Raw genomic sequence first — 14,049 nt, 5'->3', positions numbered from 1 at the left:
CAACGCAACGCCACCGATTCGGTGGAAACTGGCGGCTTTTCGACAGGCCGGCCGGCGAAGACTTGACGGCTGCGCGGGCGGGGCCGGCGCAACGGTTGACTCGGTCGGCGCCTGTTCCTAAAGCGCCCTCGCATCGCGGCGTTTTGCCTGCGGTGCGTGGTGTCGCCCGCCCATGCGTGGCGGCTTTTTCATATCTGGATCGCCGTGCTCGCTTTGTCTGACGACCCTGTCCGTACCGACCTCGACCGTCGCATCGCCGATGCGAAGGCCGCGGCGCGCGGTGAGGGCGTGCAGGCGCCCGGGCCCCAAAAGGGCTATAAGCAGGGCTCCCGCGTGCTGGCCGAGCTGATCGGCGCACCGCTGGGCGGGTTCGTGATCGGGTTTGCGCTCGACCGCTGGCTGGGAACCAGCCCCTGGGGGCTGTTGATCCTGCTGGCGCTGAGCGTGATCGTGGCGTTTCGCAACATCTACAAGATTTCGAAGGAGCGCGCGGAGTGAGCGCCGGCAAAATCGATCCGATGGAGCAGTTCAAGGTCGAACCCCTGTTCGGCCGTCATATTGACCTGTTCGGCTATGACATCTCCTTCACCAACTCGGCGCTGTTCATGTTCGTGGTTGCAGCGTTGCTGTACCTGTTCATGGCCGGTGGCATGCAGCGCAAGCTGATCCCCGGCAAATGGCAGCTCATGGCCGAGAGCGCCGTCGGGTTCATCGACTCGATGGTGAATGTGAACATCGGCAAGGGCGGCAAGAAGTTCGCGCCGTACATCTTCTCGCTGTTCTTCTTCATCCTGTTCGCGAACCTGGTCGGCGTGCTGCCGCTGGCGATCCTGCCGGGCCTGCACACCTTTGCCGTTACCAGCCACATCACCGTGACTGCGGTACTCGCCTTCTTCTCGTTCGGCATCGTGATGGTCGTCGGGCTGGTGAAGCATGGGCTGAAGTTCTTCTCGCTGTTCGTGCCGCACGGCGCGCCGCTGTGGCTGATGCCGGTCATCATTCCGGTCGAGTTCGTGTCGTTCATGGTGCGCCCCTTCTCGCTGGGCCTGCGACTGTTCGTCGCGATGACCGCGGGGCACATCCTGCTCGAAGTGTTCGGCAGCTTCGTCGTCCAGGGCTTCAGCAGCGGCACGCCGCTGGGTGGCGTGGTCGGCGTGCTGAGCTTCGCGATGATCGTCGGCGTCAGCGCGCTGGAACTGCTGGTCTGCGCGATCCAGGCCTATGTGTTCGCGCTGCTGACTTCGCTGTATCTCCACGACGCGGTGCACCTGCACTAAGTCGACGAGTAACGTTTTGAATTTTTGCGGATTATCTAGGGAGCTAGAAATGACTGATCTGGGTGCAATGTACATCGGTGCCGGTCTCGCGGCGATCGGTATCGGCCTCGCCGCCCTCGGCGTGGGCAACGTGTTCGGTTCGTTCCTCGAAGGCGCGCTGCGCAATCCGGGTGCGGCGGATGGCCAGCAGGGCCGTCTGTTCATCGGTTTCGCCGCGTCGGAACTGCTGGGCCTGATCGCGTTCGTCGTCGCGATCCTGATCCTCTTCGTCGTCAAGCACTAAGCAAAACGGGGGCCTCGGCCGATGCCGCAGTTAGATCAGATCACGGAGATTTACGCCTCGCAGCTCTTCTGGCTCGCGATCGTATTTGCCCTGATCTATTTCGGGATCGGCAAGGCAATGGTCCCGAAGATCGAGCGGACGATGGAAGATCGCGCCGCTCGCATCGCCGGGGACATCGCCGCAGCGGAAGCCGCGCGCGATGCCGCCCGGGCTTCGGACGAGGCCTATCAGGCGGGGCTTGAATCCGCCCGTGTCGAGGCGCAGCAGGTGACTGCCAGCGTCAAGGCAGAGGCTTCCACCGCTGCCGAGGCGGCCATCAAGGCCGCCAATGCCGCCGACGAAGCGCGGATCGCCGAGGCGACCCGCACGATCGAGGCGCGCACCGGTGAGGCGCTGGGTGAAATCGAAGCCGCGACGGTCGATGCCGTCGAGGCGATCGTCGCTCGGCTCTCCGGGGTGGCCGTGGACCGCGCCACCGTCGAACAGAATGTGAAGGCAGCACTGGCCCATGGCTGAGGCAACCAATTCCCTGCACGCAGAGATGGGGACCGCCGAATTGCATCACGAGCCGACCGCACTGGGCATCTCCGCCGCCGGCTGGGTGGCCCTGTCGATGTTCGCCGTCGTGCTGATCATCCTGCTGGCGCGCGTGCCGGCGACGATCGGCAAGATGCTCGACAAGCAGATTGCCGGCATCCGCAGCCAGCTCGACGAAGCGGCCAGGCTGCGCGCCGAAGCCGAAGCGCTGCTGGCCGAAGCCAAGGCCCGCACCGCATCGAGCGAGGCCGATGCCCGTGCGATCGTGGAAAGCGCCCGCGAGGACGCCGCCGCGATGAAGGCGAAGGCGGAAGCCGATGTCGCCGAACTGACCGCACGTCGTGCCCGCATGGCCGAAGACAAGATCGCCGCTGCCGAGCGCGCCGCGATCCAGGCGATCCGCGCCAAGGCCGCCGATGCCGCGACCAGCGCGGCTGCCGCGATCATTGCCGAAAAGCATGGCGCCGATGCCGACAAGGCACTGGTCGACCAGGCGATCGCTGGGCTGGGCCGGCTCAACTGAACCGGCTGGCCGGTCGGTCGGGGCGTGCTAAGGCAGGTCTATGGCTGACGGCGAACCCCAGAAATCCTATCGCTGGCTGAGCGCCGGTGCCCTTGTGGCGCTGGCGCTTGCCGTTTTTGTGGCGGTGGTCGCGCTGCACCACGCCGCGCAGGACCATGCCCGCGCCCGCGACATCAAGGGCCAGACCGACCGGGCGATGCAGCGCATCGAGGCCGAGGTCGACCGGCTGGAGAATGAAGCGGGGCAGTGATCCCACGCGGTCGGATGGCGACCCGTCACCGCAACGTCATGCCAGCGCAGGCTGGCATCTCCCGCAGCAGCGCTTTTCCCGCATCGCTTAGTCCCGAAGAGACCCCAGCGTGCGCTGGGGTGACGGCGAATGAGGGAGGCGGACCGCCGGGTTTTACCGTGCCGCAGCGTCCGGGCGTTGCCACACGCGGACATAATCGACTTCCATCCGCGCGGGGAAGGCGGCGGAGTCGATGCCCTTCATCCCGCCCCAGCCGCCCACAGCGACGTTCAGGATCAGATATTGCGGCTTGTCGAATGGCCAGGTCGCGGGATCGCCGCGATGGTCGTTGTCGAAGCGCATATAGGCATGGCCGTCGACGCCGAGCAGGATGCGGTCGCGGTTCCAGTCGAGCTGGTAGCGGTGGAAGGCCGTGCAGGCATCCGGCACGCGCGTCGTGGCGCCTTTCTGGGTGTGCTGGACATGGTTGTAGGCGCCGGTGTGGATCGTGCCGTGGACCGTCTCCGGATCCCAGCCGACCAGCTCCATCACGTCGATTTCGCCCATGCGTGGCCATCCGGGGCTCGCGTCGCTGCCGAGCAGCCAGATCGCCGGCCACATGCCCTTGCCGCACGCCACGCGCGCGCGGACCTCGATAAAACCATAGGTCCAGCTCGCCCGGCCGCGGGTGATCAGGCGGGCGGAGCTATAGTCCTGGCCGCCATAATCGGACCGGTCGGCGAGCCGCTCGTGGCGCGCCTCGATGATCAGGCGGCCGTTTTCGACCCGCGCGTTTTCCGGCCGGGCGGCGGCATAATATTGCAGTTCCTGATTGGCCCAGCCCTGCCGGTTGCGGGCAGTGTCATAACCCCAGCGGCGCGGATCGGGCAGCGGGCCGCTGTCGAACTCGTCATGCCACACCAGCCGCGCCCCCGGGGGCACGGCAATGGCTTCGTCGGTGGCAGCGGGGCTGGGGGGCAGGGCGGCCGTCTGGGCACCTGCGGGGCCGCAAAGCAGCGCGGCGGCCGCCGCAAGGGCTGGCCGCCGCACCTGCATTATTTGGGCGCCAGCACCATCAGCATCTGGCGGCCTTCCATGCGCGGATAGCTTTCGACCTTCGCGACTTCGGCGGCGTCCTGCTGGACGCGCTGGAGCAGCTGCATGCCGAGCTGGCCGTGCGAAAGCTCACGACCACGGAAGCGCAGGGTGACCTTCACCTTGTCGCCTTCGCCGATGAACTTGTGGATCGCCTTCATCTTCACGTCGTAATCGTGATCGTCGATGTTGGGACGCATCTTGATCTCTTTGATCTCCTGCGTCTTCTGGGTCTTGCGTGCGAGGTTGGCCTTCTTCTGCGCCTCGTACTTGAACTTGCCCACATCGAGGAACTTGGCGACGGGCGGATCGGCGTTGGGGGACACTTCGACGAGATCGAGCCCGACCTCGGCAGCCTGCGCCATTGCCTCACGCGTGTACATCACGCCAAGATTCTCGCCGTTCTCGTCGATGACGCGAACCTTCGGCGACTGGATGAATTCGTTAAACCGCGGCCCGTTCAGCGGCATTGCGGGCGCCATCGGGCGCCGGGACATGGGAGGACGTATAAGACTTGCTCCTGTGCGTTATTGCTTACGACTTGCCATAATAACGCGCAAACGCCGTTTCCGGTAGCCCGCATGGCGATCATCGATGGAAAAAGCGCCGGGTGTGGCGCGAAGACGACGCAGATATCGGTACTTGCCCCGCCGTGCACAAGATGCGTGGGGGCTGTTCGGGCCGGGAAGCGGGCCGATGCGACCTTCCTGCCGCGACATTCCGGTGTCGGCACGCGCGCAGGAAAATTATGCTTAAAACCAGATTGTTAACCTCAATCGGGCTATAATGGCCGGAGAGCGCGCCCGAACATGGGATTCGGCGCCTGCAAGGGGCACGGCAATATGAAGACGGGTGTGTGCGCAGTGGCGCTGATGGTGACGGCGCTGGGATCGACGGCGGCGCTGGCGCAGACCGAGTCGCGTGCCGAGGAAGGCCGGCTGAGCGTGGGCGTTGCCGCCGGCACCACCGGCGTCGGGCCGCGGCTGGCCTATCGCTTCGACGAACTGGTGGGTGTGCGGGCCGAGGCCAGCTTTCTGGGCGTCGACCACAGCTTCACGTCGGGCGGTATCGATTATGATGGCCATGCCAGCCTGCGTTCGGGCGGGGTGATGGTCGATCTCTATCCGTTCGGCGGCGGGTTCCGTCTTTCGGCCGGCGCGCGGATCAACGGCAACAAGGGCCGGGTGCGCGCAACGCCGACCGGGCCGACGCGGATCGGCGACCTGGTGTTCACGCCCGACCAGATCGGCACCATTACCGGCCGCGGCGATGTGCGCGACTTCGCGCCGCAAGTGACGCTCGGCTATGGCGCGCATCTGCGCAAGGGGCTGAAGCTGACCGTCGATGCCGGCGCGCTGTTCCAGGGACCAGTGCATATCCGCGACTTCACCTCGACCGGCACGCTGGCGACCGATCCTACGATTGCCGGCACGACCTATCGCAACGAACTCGCCAAGCAGCGCCAGAAGCTGCAGGACACGGCGAACAACTATCAGGTCTATCCGGTGCTGGAAGTAGGCCTGCAATATCAGTTCTGAGGGGGGTGCGCTTCGTTCAGTCGAGCGCGTCGAGGCGGATCACCACGTCGGGGAACAGCAGCGGCGAAACGCTGTCGTGCGCTTCATATTCCTCGACATCGGTGTAGCTGCCGTTTTCGGGCGCGCGGTGGATGCGGATGGTCTGACGCACCGCATCGACGACCCAGTAATCGCGTACGCCGTGCTGCGCGAAGAGCGGCGCCTTGACGCGCAGGTCATAGGGCAGCGAACTGTCGGCGACTTCGATCAGCAGGAGGACGTCGGGGCCGCCGATCTCGCGCATCCTGGTGCCGCTGGGAACGACCAGAAGATCCGGTTCCACCAGCGTGTCCGGCGACAGCGTCAGCGAAGGGGCGGGATAGACGCGGACCGCGTCCGGCAGTCCCCGGGCCAGCACCCAGTTCAGCTTGCCTTCCATCATCGAATGCCAGTTCGCTTTGGCCGCCGCCATCGGCACCACCTCTCCCGCGATCAGCTCGATATGCTCGTTCTCGCGCAGCACGCCGGTGGCCGTGAGATCGTAGATCTCATCGACCGTCAGACGGGCGGGGAGGAGGCCCCGGCGCACATTCTGGAAGAGCGTCATGCGGGGAGTGTAGCAGCTTTGGCGCCGGCTTGCACGTTCCCCTCCCGCAAGCGGGAGGGGAGTTGGAGGGATCAGATCAGGTCCGGCGCAGTCGCCTCGGCCTTCAGCCGGGCGATCGCCTCGTCCAGCGTCAGCATGGTCTGGCCCTGGCTGCCGAGTACGCGGAGCGCGACGGTATTCTCCTCCGCCTCGCGCTTGCCGACGACCAGCAGGTTCGGCACCTTAGCGAGCGAGTGTTCGCGCACCTTGTAGTTGATCTTCTCGTTGCGCAGGTCGCTCTCGACGCGGATGCCCGCCGCCTTCAGCTTTTCGACCACGTCGCGGGCATAATCGTCGGCATCCGACACGATCGTCGCGACCACCGCCTGCACCGGGGCGAGCCAGGTCGGCAGCTTGCCGGCGAAATGCTCGATCAGGATGCCGATGAACCGCTCGTAGGAGCCGAAGATCGCGCGGTGGAGCATCACCGGGCGGTGGCGCTCGCCATCCTCGCCGACGTACGACGCATCGAGCCGCTCGGGCAGCACCCGGTCCGACTGGATGGTGCCGACCTGCCAGGTGCGGCCGATCGCGTCGGTCAGGTGCCATTCCAGCTTCGGCGCATAGAAGGCGCCTTCGCCGGGCAGTTCCTCCCAGCCATATTCCTCCGTGGCGAGGCCGGCGGCGATCACCGCGTTGCGCAGTTCGTTCTCCGCCTGGTCCCACATCTCCTCGGTGCCGAAGCGCTTTTCGGGGCGCAGCGCGAGCTTGATCGAATAGGTGAAGCCGAAATCCTTGTAGACCCGGTCGGCCAGCGCGCAGAAGGCCTTCACCTCGTCGACGATCTGGTCCTCGCGGCAGAAGATGTGCGCGTCATCCTGGGTGAACTGGCGGACGCGCATCAGCCCGTGCAGCGCGCCGTGCGGCTCGTTGCGGTGGCAGCAGCCATTCTCGTACAGGCGCAGCGGCAGGTCGCGATACGACTTGATGCCCTGGCGGAAGATCAGCACGTGCGCCGGGCAGTTCATCGGCTTGAGCGCCATCCACTGGGCATCGTTCGAGACGATCGGGCCTTCATCCTCGGTGTTCGGCACTTCGTCGGGGATGACGAACATGTTCTCGCGATACTTGCCCCAGTGGCCGGATTGCTCCCACTGGCGCGCGTCCATCACCTGCGGGGTCTTGACCTCGCGATAGCCGGTGCCGTCGATCGCGCGGCGCATATAGGCTTCCAGCTCGCGCCAGACGCGGAAGCCCTTGGGGTGCCAGAATACCGAGCCATGCGCCTCCTGCTGGAGGTGGAACAGGTCCATCTCCGCGCCCAGCTTGCGGTGGTCGCGCTTGGCGGCTTCCTCCAGCCGCGTCAGATGCTCCTGAAGCTGCTTCTTGTTCAGCCAGCCGGTGCCGTAGATGCGGCTGAGCATCGCGTTCTTCTGGTCGCCGCGCCAATAGGCGCCCGACACGCGCGTCAGCTTGAACGCATCCGCCGCCACCTTGCCGGTCGAGGCGAGGTGCGGACCGCGGCACATGTCGAGCCAGGCGTCTTCGCCCTTGCCGGCGCGGTAGACGGTCAGTTCCTCGCCCTCGGGGAGTTCCTTGGCCCATTCGGCCTTGAAGGTCTCACCCTGCGCGGTCCAGCGCGCGATCAGGTCGGCGCGCGACCAGACTTCGCGGATCAGCGGCTCGTCCTTCGCGATGATGCGGCGCATCTCCTCCTCGATCGCCGGCAGGTCCTCCTCGGTGAAGGGGCGATCCTTGGGCGCGAAGTCGTAATAGAAGCCGTCGTCGGTCGCCGGGCCGAAGGTGATCTGCGTGCCGGGGAACAGGTTCTGCACCGCTTCGGCGAGGATATGGGCGTAGTCGTGGCGCACCAGTTCGAGCGCGTCGGCCTCGTCCTTCGCGGTGACCAGCGCGAGGTTCGCATCGCCCTCGAACGGGCGGCCGATGTCACGCAGCTCGCCATCGACGCGCGCGGCGAGCGCCGCCTTGGCAAGGCCGGGGCCGATCGCCGCGGCGATGTCCGCCGGGGTAGTCCCCGGGGCTACCTCGCGGACGGAACCGTCGGGCAGCGTTATGCGGAACATCTCGGACACGGGAAGAACCCCTTTCATGGGTGTGGAATGGAGCGCGGCTTATGCCCGCGCCGGGGCGATATAGGCAAGCGTTTGGCGAAAAGGGATGGGGCGGGGGATTTTGGGCTTTTTTCGCCCTCCCTGAAAGGGAGGGGAGCGATATAGCTCCGCTTCACATGGCGCCGCTTGCACGGGCCAGCTTTGCTCCGCTCCGGTTATTCCTCGCCCGAAAGCCGATCGACGTGCAGGTCGACCGCCAGCCGCTCCTCGCCCTCACCGATGCGGCGGCCGGCGATGGCGGCGGCGCCGTCGGCATCGAGTCCCACTGCGACGCGGACATAGCCGTCGCCCGGGCAAAGGCCCGTGATGGGATCGAACCCGACCCAGCCGAGCCCCTCCACCCACGCCTCGCACCAGGCATGGGGCGCGCACTGCGCCGCGTCGTCGAGCCGGTAGCCCGAGACATAGCGCGCGGGTGCCCCCAGGCTGCGTGCGGCCGCCAAGAACATATGGGCGACATCGCGCGAGGCGCGGGCCGCGCCGCCAAAGGCCTCGGCGGCGGTCAGCCCGGCATCGGGGGCGTCGGGCACGCGGGGGAAGCGATCCCGCAGCGCTAGGTTGAGGCGATGCAGCTTCTCGATCGGGTCGTCCGTGTCGGCGGTGCTCCCTGCCGCAAAATCGCGCAACTCAGCACTCGCAACCGTGCGCGGCGTGGCGCGCAGGAACAGCGCCGGCGGCAGCGGTTCGGGCGAACCGCGCAGCACGCCGCTATTGTCGCTGGTCAGCACTTCGCCGGTCACGCTGATCTCCAGCGCGTCGATCGGCCCTTCGGCATAGAGCATGGTGACGGCGTTGCCGAAGCCGTCGACCGCGTCGCGCATCCTTGCGTCGCAATCGACGCCGATCATCCAGCTGACCACCGTCTGGTGCTGGGTGTCGCAAGGCGTCAGGCGCAGCATCTGGACGATGCGGGCCTGGGGCTGGCTGAACCGGTAGACGGAGCGATGTTCGACCGCGATGCGCATCAGAGAAACCGGAACTGGCGTGCGATCGCGCCGTCGAGCAGCGCATTCTCGGTGATGAAATTCTCCAGATATTCGTGCAGCCCGCCGACGATGATGTCGGGCGTGCGCGCCTTCTGGACGCGGGCCAGCCGGGCACGGGCCATGCGATCGGCCTCGCCCTGCAGGCCGGTGCGCTTGGCGAGCGCGCTGAGCAGCGTCACGCTTTCCTCGACGCAGGCGGCCAGGCTGCGCGGCAGTTCGGCGCGGCTGACCAGCAGGTCGATGACATTGTCGGGCCGCAGCCCTTCCGAATAGAGCCAGCGATAGGCGGTGACGGCGGAGACGGTCTGTAGGATCGTCGTCCACTGGTCGCGATCGACCGCGCCGCCGACGCTTTCGCCGGCCGGCAGCAGCAGATGGTATTTCACATCGACCAGCCGCGCGGTGTTGTCGGCCCGCTCGATCGCGGCGCCGAGCTGGATCAGCAGCGTCGCTTCGTTGCGCATCATCCGGTGGGTGGCGCCTTCAAAGCCGCGCGTCTCCCCCTTGATCTGTTCGACCAGGTTGAGCGTCTCGGTAGCGCCGCCGGTCGAGGCGCGGTTGGCGAACAGCCACCAGGCGCGGTTGATCGCGGTCCATGCCTCGCGGGTGAGCGCGGTGCGGACAGCGCGGGCGTTATTGCGCGCCATTTCCAGGCAGCGGGTGATCGAGCCCGGATGGCTGGCGTCAAGCGTCAGGAAACGCGCGACATGCTGCTGCGTGGCGGGATGCCCGGTCGCGGCGAATGCCTCGTCGGTATAGCTGACGGCGAGCGCGCTCTGCCATGCGACTTCGCCGGCGGGCCGGGCGGAGAGCGCATCGAGGCGGATCGTCGCTTCGACCAGCCGGGCGATGAAGTCGGCGCGCTCGACATAGCGGCCCAGCCAGTAGAGCGCGGCGGCGGTGCGGGAGAGCATCATCATGCGATGGTCTCCTCGAGGTTCCCCTCCCGCTTGCGGGAGGGAGTATCGGGCACGTCCATGCCCCCGGCATGGACTGAACAGCGCGGGGCGCTGTTCACCCGATACTGGGAGGGGCTGACGTGGAAGGAGCGCGAAGAGGGTTCAGCCCCTCCCCCGCCCCCTCCCGCAAGCGGGAGGGGAGCGCACACGGCGATGTTCGGATACTTCCTCATGCCGCATCCCCCAGCAGGACGAAGCTGTCCTTCGTTCCCCCGCCCTGGCTGGAATTGACCACCAGCGATCCTTCGCGCAACGCCACGCGGGTCAGTCCGCCCGGCACCACGCGCACGCCGTCGCTGCCGGTCAGCACGAACGGGCGGAAATCGACGTGGCGCGGGGCGAGGCCCTTTTCGGTCAGCGTCGGCACGGTCGACAGCGCCAGCGTCGGCTGGGCGATATAGCGGTGCGGCTCGGCAACCAGCGCGGCGCGGAAATTCTCGATCTGCTCTTTCGTCGCGGTCGGGCCGACCAGCATGCCATAGCCGCCGGAGCCGTCGACCAGCTTCACCACCAGTTCGGGCAGGTGATCGAGCACATATTTCAGCGCCTGCGGCTCGCGGCAGCGCCAGGTCTCGACATTGGGCAGCTTTGCCTCGCCGCCCGAATAGAAGCGGACTATTTCGGGCATATAGCTGTAGATTGCCTTGTCGTCGGCGATGCCGTTGCCCGGCGCATTGAGCAGCGCGACATTGCCGGCGCGATAGGCAGCGATCAGGCCCGGCACGCCGAGCAGGGAATCGGGGCGGAACACCAAGGGATCGAGGAAATCATCGTCGATGCGGCGATAGATCACGTCGACGCGCACGCGCCCGGCGATCGTTTCCATATAGACGATGTCGTCATCGACGACGAGGTCGGCCGCCTCGACCAGCTCGACACCCATCGAATCGGCTAGGAAGCTGTGTTCGTAATAGGCCGAGTTGAAATGGCCGGGGGTGAGCACGACGCAAACCGGCCGCGACCGCCCCGACGGCGCCACCGACCGCATGGTTTCCAGCAGCATGTCCGGATAGCTGTCGACCGGCGCGACGCGGAAATCGCGGAACAGTTCCGGGCACAGCCGGATCATCGCCTCGCGATTTTCGAGCATGTACGACACGCCCGAGGGGGTGCGGGCATTGTCTTCCAGCACATAGAACTGGTCCGGGCCGGTGCGGACGAGGTCGATGCCGCAGATATGCGCCCACACGCCGTGCGGCGGGCGGACTCCGGCGACTTCGGGGCGGAACTGTTCGTTGCTGAAGATCAGTTCGGGCGGAAGAATGCCTTCGGCCAGAATGCGGCGCGGGCCATATATGTCTTCGAGAAAGGCGTTGATCGCCTCGACCCGCTGGACCAGCCCCTCGCTCAGCTTCTGCCATTCATGCTGCAGGAAGATGCGCGGTACGATGTCGAAGGGGATGATGCGTTCGGCGGCGTCGCTGTCGCCATAGACGGCGAAGGTGATGCCGAGCTGGCGGAAGGCGGCTTCGGCGGAATGTTGCCTTCGTTGCAGTTCTTCAGCGGGTGTATCTGCAATCCATTGGGAAAGAGCAGCGAACTCGGTGCGCGGCGCATCCGGCCCGCCCTGTCCCCAAATCTCGTCGAACGCCCCCGCTGATCCCATCGAAGCTCCCAAACGCCCGAGTGGCTATTTGGTCGCATGCTGCAACGCTTCGTTGCGCTGCACAAGCGGGGAAATGGGGCGGCGCGGAAGATAGAGGAACTCGTTCCCCTCCCGCTTGCGGGAGGGGCTAGGGGAGGGGATGGCAGCATAAGCGCAACCCTCCGTCTCCATCAGCCCCTCCCCCGACCCCTCCCGCAAGCGGGAGGGGAGCGAATGAAGGGAGAACTTATTTCGCCTTCGCCAGCCCGGTCAGCAGATCCTGGGTCAGCACCTGCGGCAGCACCTCGGGTTCGTCCTTGCCGGGCTTGTACCACAAATAGAGCGGCACGCCCGCGCGGTTGTGCGCCTCGATGAAGCGGCCCAGCGCCGGGTCGCCATTGGTCCAGTCGCCGACCAGCACCGCGACCTTGCCGTCCTTCAGCGCCTGTTCGACCGCGGCGGTTTCGATCACGGCCTTTTCGTTCACCTTGCAGGTCAGGCACCAGTCGGCGGTGAAATAGGCGAAGACCGGCCGGCCCTGCGCGCGCAGTTCGGCGAGGCGGGCTTCGCTGAACTTTTCCGCATTGCCGGCCGACGGCGCCTCGGCACCGGCAGGGGCGGGGCGGACCAGCGCAGCGGCGGCGAGCGCGACCAGCAGCAGGGGGAGCGCCGGCAGCCAGGCATGGCTGCGGCCCTTTGCCTGCCGCAGCCCCGCCCACCACAGGCCCAGCGTGGCGAGCAGCGCGGCACCGAGACCCAGCGTCATCCCGCTCACCCCGGCCTGCTTGCCGAGCACCCAGGCGAGCGCCAGCGCGGTGAGGAACATCGGCACCGACAGGATGCGGCGCAGCGTCGCCATCCATGCGCCCGGCTTCGGCAGCGCGCGGCGCAGCGCGGGGACGAAGCCGAGCAGCAGGAAGGGCAGGGCGATGCCCAGCCCCAGCCCGCCGAAGATCGCAAGGCCCGCATACCAGGGCAGTACCAGCGCTGCGCCGAGTGCAGAGGCCATGAAGGGCCCGGTGCAGGGCGTGGCGACGAACGCTGCCAGCGCGCCGGTGGCGAAGGCGCCGCCATGGCCCTTGCCGGCTGCGCGGTTGACGAAGCCGGGCGCGTTGATTTCGAACAGCCCGGCCAGATTGAAGGCGATGGCTGTCACGAGCAGCAAGAGGATCAGGATCACGCGCGGGTCCTGCAACTGGAATGCCCAGCCGACGCTTGCCCCCGCCGCGCGCAGGCCGAGCAGCACGCCACCCAGTGCGAGGCAGACCAGTACCACCCCGGCGGTATAGGCCAGCGCTTCGGCGCGCGGATTGCCCTCGGCATGGTTGGCCTTGGCGAGGCTAAGCGCCTTGAGGCTCAGGATCGGGAAGACGCAGGGCATGACGTTGAGGATCAGCCCGCCCAGCACCGCCGCCGCGAAGGCGCCGAGCACCGCCAGCCAGGGCGCCCCGGCGGGCACCGGCCGCGGTTCGCCCACGACTCCGGCATTGGCAGTGAGGCTCAGCCCCTGGCCGTCGACCGCCAGCACGCCTTCGATCGCCTTAGGCGCATTGCGGGCCTTGGTCTCGATCACCAGCCGGTCGCCGTCGCGGGTGACTTTTTGCGGCGCGGCATAGTCGATCGTGTTGGCAGTCAGCGGGAAGAAATAGACATCCTTCGCCGTGGCGCTTGCGGGGTACGGCACGGCGAGGCGCAACGTGTCGCCCGCCGCCTGGAACTGCGCCGGGGCGCCCAGCGGCCGCGGCAGCTTCGCCCGCCAGCCGTCGAACTTCGCGCGCGTGGCGGCGTCGACCGCGCCGTCGCCCACGGTCAGGCTGGTCTCCAGCGCGGCTTTTTCGGGCACGCACAGCGTATCGGTGCAGACCAGATAGTCGAGCTTCAGCCGGATCGGCAGCGTGCCCTTCGCGTCGGCCGGGATGTGGAGCGTGGTCAGCCGCGCGAACGTGCCTTCATAGACATAGTTCATCAGCCCAGCGATCAGCAGCCGCTGCGGCACCGGATAGCGCAGCGGATCGGCGGTCATGCCGGCGGGCAGCGTCCAGTTGGCTTCGGCGGGCAGGCCGGCGTCACCCGGATTCTGCCAATAGGCATGCCATTTGGGGTCGGGCGTCGACACCAGCGCCAGTGTAACCGTGCTGCCGGGCGCGGGATGCGCGGTTTCCGCCACCAGTTCGTTGTGGACGTGCGGCCCCTTGGCAAATTCCTGCGCCGCCGCCGGCAACGTCGGAGCAAGGAGGAGAAGAAGCGACATCAAAGCGAAACGAAGCTGGGCCATGGCGTCGTCCTTGCCCAGTTCGGCGCGATCGACAATAGCTGGGTGTCCTTTTCTCGTCCCGTGCC

General features: G+C 66.9%; 15 protein-coding genes. 7 read left to right on the top strand and 8 right to left on the bottom strand.

Features of this window, described 5'->3' with window-relative positions:
* The first annotated feature begins 156 nt into the window (after positions 1 to 156).
* From ACT53M_RS17540 to ACT53M_RS17515, 6 genes are all read left to right on the top strand, one after another.
* Positions 157 to 498, top strand: a complete 342-nt coding sequence (locus ACT53M_RS17540; protein ID WP_476235013.1) for an AtpZ/AtpI family protein — start codon at positions 157 to 159, stop codon at positions 496 to 498.
* Positions 495 to 1,277 carry a F0F1 ATP synthase subunit A gene (locus ACT53M_RS17535; protein WP_476226986.1) on the top strand — a complete coding sequence of 261 codons (783 nt, stop codon included), beginning with the start codon at positions 495 to 497 and terminating at the stop codon, positions 1,275 to 1,277. The genes ACT53M_RS17540 and ACT53M_RS17535 overlap by 4 nt, the downstream gene beginning before the upstream one ends.
* A 67-nt stretch (positions 1,278 to 1,344) precedes the next feature.
* Complete coding sequence (locus tag ACT53M_RS17530; protein ID WP_476227276.1) at positions 1,345 to 1,560, top strand: F0F1 ATP synthase subunit C; 216 nt, start codon at positions 1,345 to 1,347, stop codon at positions 1,558 to 1,560.
* A 21-nt stretch (positions 1,561 to 1,581) separates the two neighbouring features.
* Positions 1,582 to 2,076 carry a F0F1 ATP synthase subunit B family protein gene (locus ACT53M_RS17525; RefSeq protein ID WP_476235012.1) on the top strand — a complete coding sequence of 165 codons (495 nt, stop codon included), beginning with the start codon at positions 1,582 to 1,584 and terminating at the stop codon, positions 2,074 to 2,076.
* A complete protein-coding gene (locus tag ACT53M_RS17520) occupies positions 2,069 to 2,620 on the top strand; it encodes a F0F1 ATP synthase subunit B family protein (protein WP_476235011.1) in 552 nt (183 codons plus the stop codon). The genes ACT53M_RS17525 and ACT53M_RS17520 overlap by 8 nt, the downstream gene beginning before the upstream one ends.
* 40 nt (positions 2,621 to 2,660) lie before the next feature.
* On the top strand, positions 2,661 to 2,870 hold the full coding sequence (locus tag ACT53M_RS17515) for a hypothetical protein (RefSeq protein ID WP_476235010.1): 210 nt from the start codon (positions 2,661 to 2,663) through the stop codon (positions 2,868 to 2,870).
* Positions 2,871 to 3,023: 153 nt separating this feature from the next.
* On the opposite strand, the gene ACT53M_RS17510 is transcribed toward ACT53M_RS17515, so the two are convergent.
* Complete coding sequence (locus ACT53M_RS17510) at positions 3,024 to 3,905, bottom strand: glycoside hydrolase family 16 protein (RefSeq protein ID WP_476235008.1); 882 nt, start codon at positions 3,903 to 3,905, stop codon at positions 3,024 to 3,026.
* The gene (gene infC / locus ACT53M_RS17505; RefSeq protein ID WP_476226991.1) at positions 3,905 to 4,441 is read right to left on the bottom strand and encodes a translation initiation factor IF-3; all 537 of its coding nucleotides are present in this window, start codon (positions 4,439 to 4,441) and stop codon (positions 3,905 to 3,907) included. Before infC ends, ACT53M_RS17510 begins: the two co-directional genes overlap by 1 nt.
* Before the next feature lie 345 nt (positions 4,442 to 4,786).
* On the opposite strand from infC, the gene ACT53M_RS17500 reads away from it, so the two are divergent.
* Entirely contained in the window at positions 4,787 to 5,482 is a 696-nt protein-coding gene (locus ACT53M_RS17500) for a hypothetical protein (protein ID WP_476235006.1), read from the top strand.
* 16 nt (positions 5,483 to 5,498) lie between these two features.
* Here ACT53M_RS17500 and ACT53M_RS17495 read toward each other — a convergent pair whose 3' ends face one another.
* From ACT53M_RS17495 to ACT53M_RS17470, 6 genes are all read right to left on the bottom strand, one after another.
* On the bottom strand, positions 5,499 to 6,068 hold the full coding sequence (locus tag ACT53M_RS17495; RefSeq protein ID WP_476235004.1) for a Uma2 family endonuclease: 570 nt from the start codon (positions 6,066 to 6,068) through the stop codon (positions 5,499 to 5,501).
* Between the two features lie 71 nt (positions 6,069 to 6,139).
* Positions 6,140 to 8,131 carry a threonine--tRNA ligase gene (gene thrS / locus ACT53M_RS17490; RefSeq protein WP_476235040.1) on the bottom strand — a complete coding sequence of 664 codons (1,992 nt, stop codon included), beginning with the start codon at positions 8,129 to 8,131 and terminating at the stop codon, positions 6,140 to 6,142.
* Positions 8,132 to 8,334: 203 nt separating this feature from the next.
* Positions 8,335 to 9,144 carry a transglutaminase family protein gene (locus tag ACT53M_RS17485; protein ID WP_476235003.1) on the bottom strand — a complete coding sequence of 270 codons (810 nt, stop codon included), beginning with the start codon at positions 9,142 to 9,144 and terminating at the stop codon, positions 8,335 to 8,337.
* On the bottom strand, positions 9,144 to 10,079 hold the full coding sequence (locus ACT53M_RS17480) for an alpha-E domain-containing protein (protein WP_476235039.1): 936 nt from the start codon (positions 10,077 to 10,079) through the stop codon (positions 9,144 to 9,146). The genes ACT53M_RS17485 and ACT53M_RS17480 overlap by 1 nt, the downstream gene beginning before the upstream one ends.
* A 214-nt stretch (positions 10,080 to 10,293) precedes the next feature.
* Positions 10,294 to 11,730: a circularly permuted type 2 ATP-grasp protein gene (locus tag ACT53M_RS17475; RefSeq protein WP_476235001.1), complete on the bottom strand. Its 1,437-nt coding sequence runs from the start codon at positions 11,728 to 11,730 to the stop codon at positions 10,294 to 10,296.
* 226 nt (positions 11,731 to 11,956) lie between these two features.
* A complete protein-coding gene (locus tag ACT53M_RS17470) occupies positions 11,957 to 13,984 on the bottom strand; it encodes a protein-disulfide reductase DsbD family protein (RefSeq protein WP_476235000.1) in 2,028 nt (675 codons plus the stop codon).
* Positions 13,985 to 14,049: the final 65 nt, after the last annotated feature.

The sequence above is a fragment of the Sphingomonas sp. DMC6 genome, assembly GCF_056314225.1.
This window is presented reverse-complemented; position numbering and strand designations above follow the sequence as displayed.

Bases quoted from the DNA above. Each gene is read 5' to 3' on its own strand.
- ACT53M_RS17525 (WP_476235012.1), top strand. From the start codon at position 1,582: ATGCCGCAGTTAGATCAGATCACGGAGATTTACGCCTCGCAGCTCTTC.
- ACT53M_RS17470 (WP_476235000.1), bottom strand. From the start codon at position 13,984: ATGGCCCAGCTTCGTTTCGCTTTGATGTCGCTTCTTCTCCTCCTTGCT.
- ACT53M_RS17480 (WP_476235039.1), bottom strand. From the start codon at position 10,079: ATGCTCTCCCGCACCGCCGCCGCGCTCTACTGGCTGGGCCGCTATGTC.
- ACT53M_RS17485 (WP_476235003.1), bottom strand. From the start codon at position 9,144: ATGCGCATCGCGGTCGAACATCGCTCCGTCTACCGGTTCAGCCAGCCC.
- infC (WP_476226991.1), bottom strand. From the start codon at position 4,441: ATGTCCCGGCGCCCGATGGCGCCCGCAATGCCGCTGAACGGGCCGCGG.
- ACT53M_RS17515 (WP_476235010.1), top strand. From the start codon at position 2,661: ATGGCTGACGGCGAACCCCAGAAATCCTATCGCTGGCTGAGCGCCGGT.
- ACT53M_RS17475 (WP_476235001.1), bottom strand. From the start codon at position 11,730: ATGGGATCAGCGGGGGCGTTCGACGAGATTTGGGGACAGGGCGGGCCG.
- ACT53M_RS17510 (WP_476235008.1), bottom strand. From the start codon at position 3,905: ATGCAGGTGCGGCGGCCAGCCCTTGCGGCGGCCGCCGCGCTGCTTTGC.
- ACT53M_RS17530 (WP_476227276.1), top strand. From the start codon at position 1,345: ATGTACATCGGTGCCGGTCTCGCGGCGATCGGTATCGGCCTCGCCGCC.
- thrS (WP_476235040.1), bottom strand. From the start codon at position 8,131: ATGTTCCGCATAACGCTGCCCGACGGTTCCGTCCGCGAGGTAGCCCCG.
- ACT53M_RS17520 (WP_476235011.1), top strand. From the start codon at position 2,069: ATGGCTGAGGCAACCAATTCCCTGCACGCAGAGATGGGGACCGCCGAA.
- ACT53M_RS17500 (WP_476235006.1), top strand. From the start codon at position 4,787: ATGAAGACGGGTGTGTGCGCAGTGGCGCTGATGGTGACGGCGCTGGGA.
- ACT53M_RS17495 (WP_476235004.1), bottom strand. From the start codon at position 6,068: ATGACGCTCTTCCAGAATGTGCGCCGGGGCCTCCTCCCCGCCCGTCTG.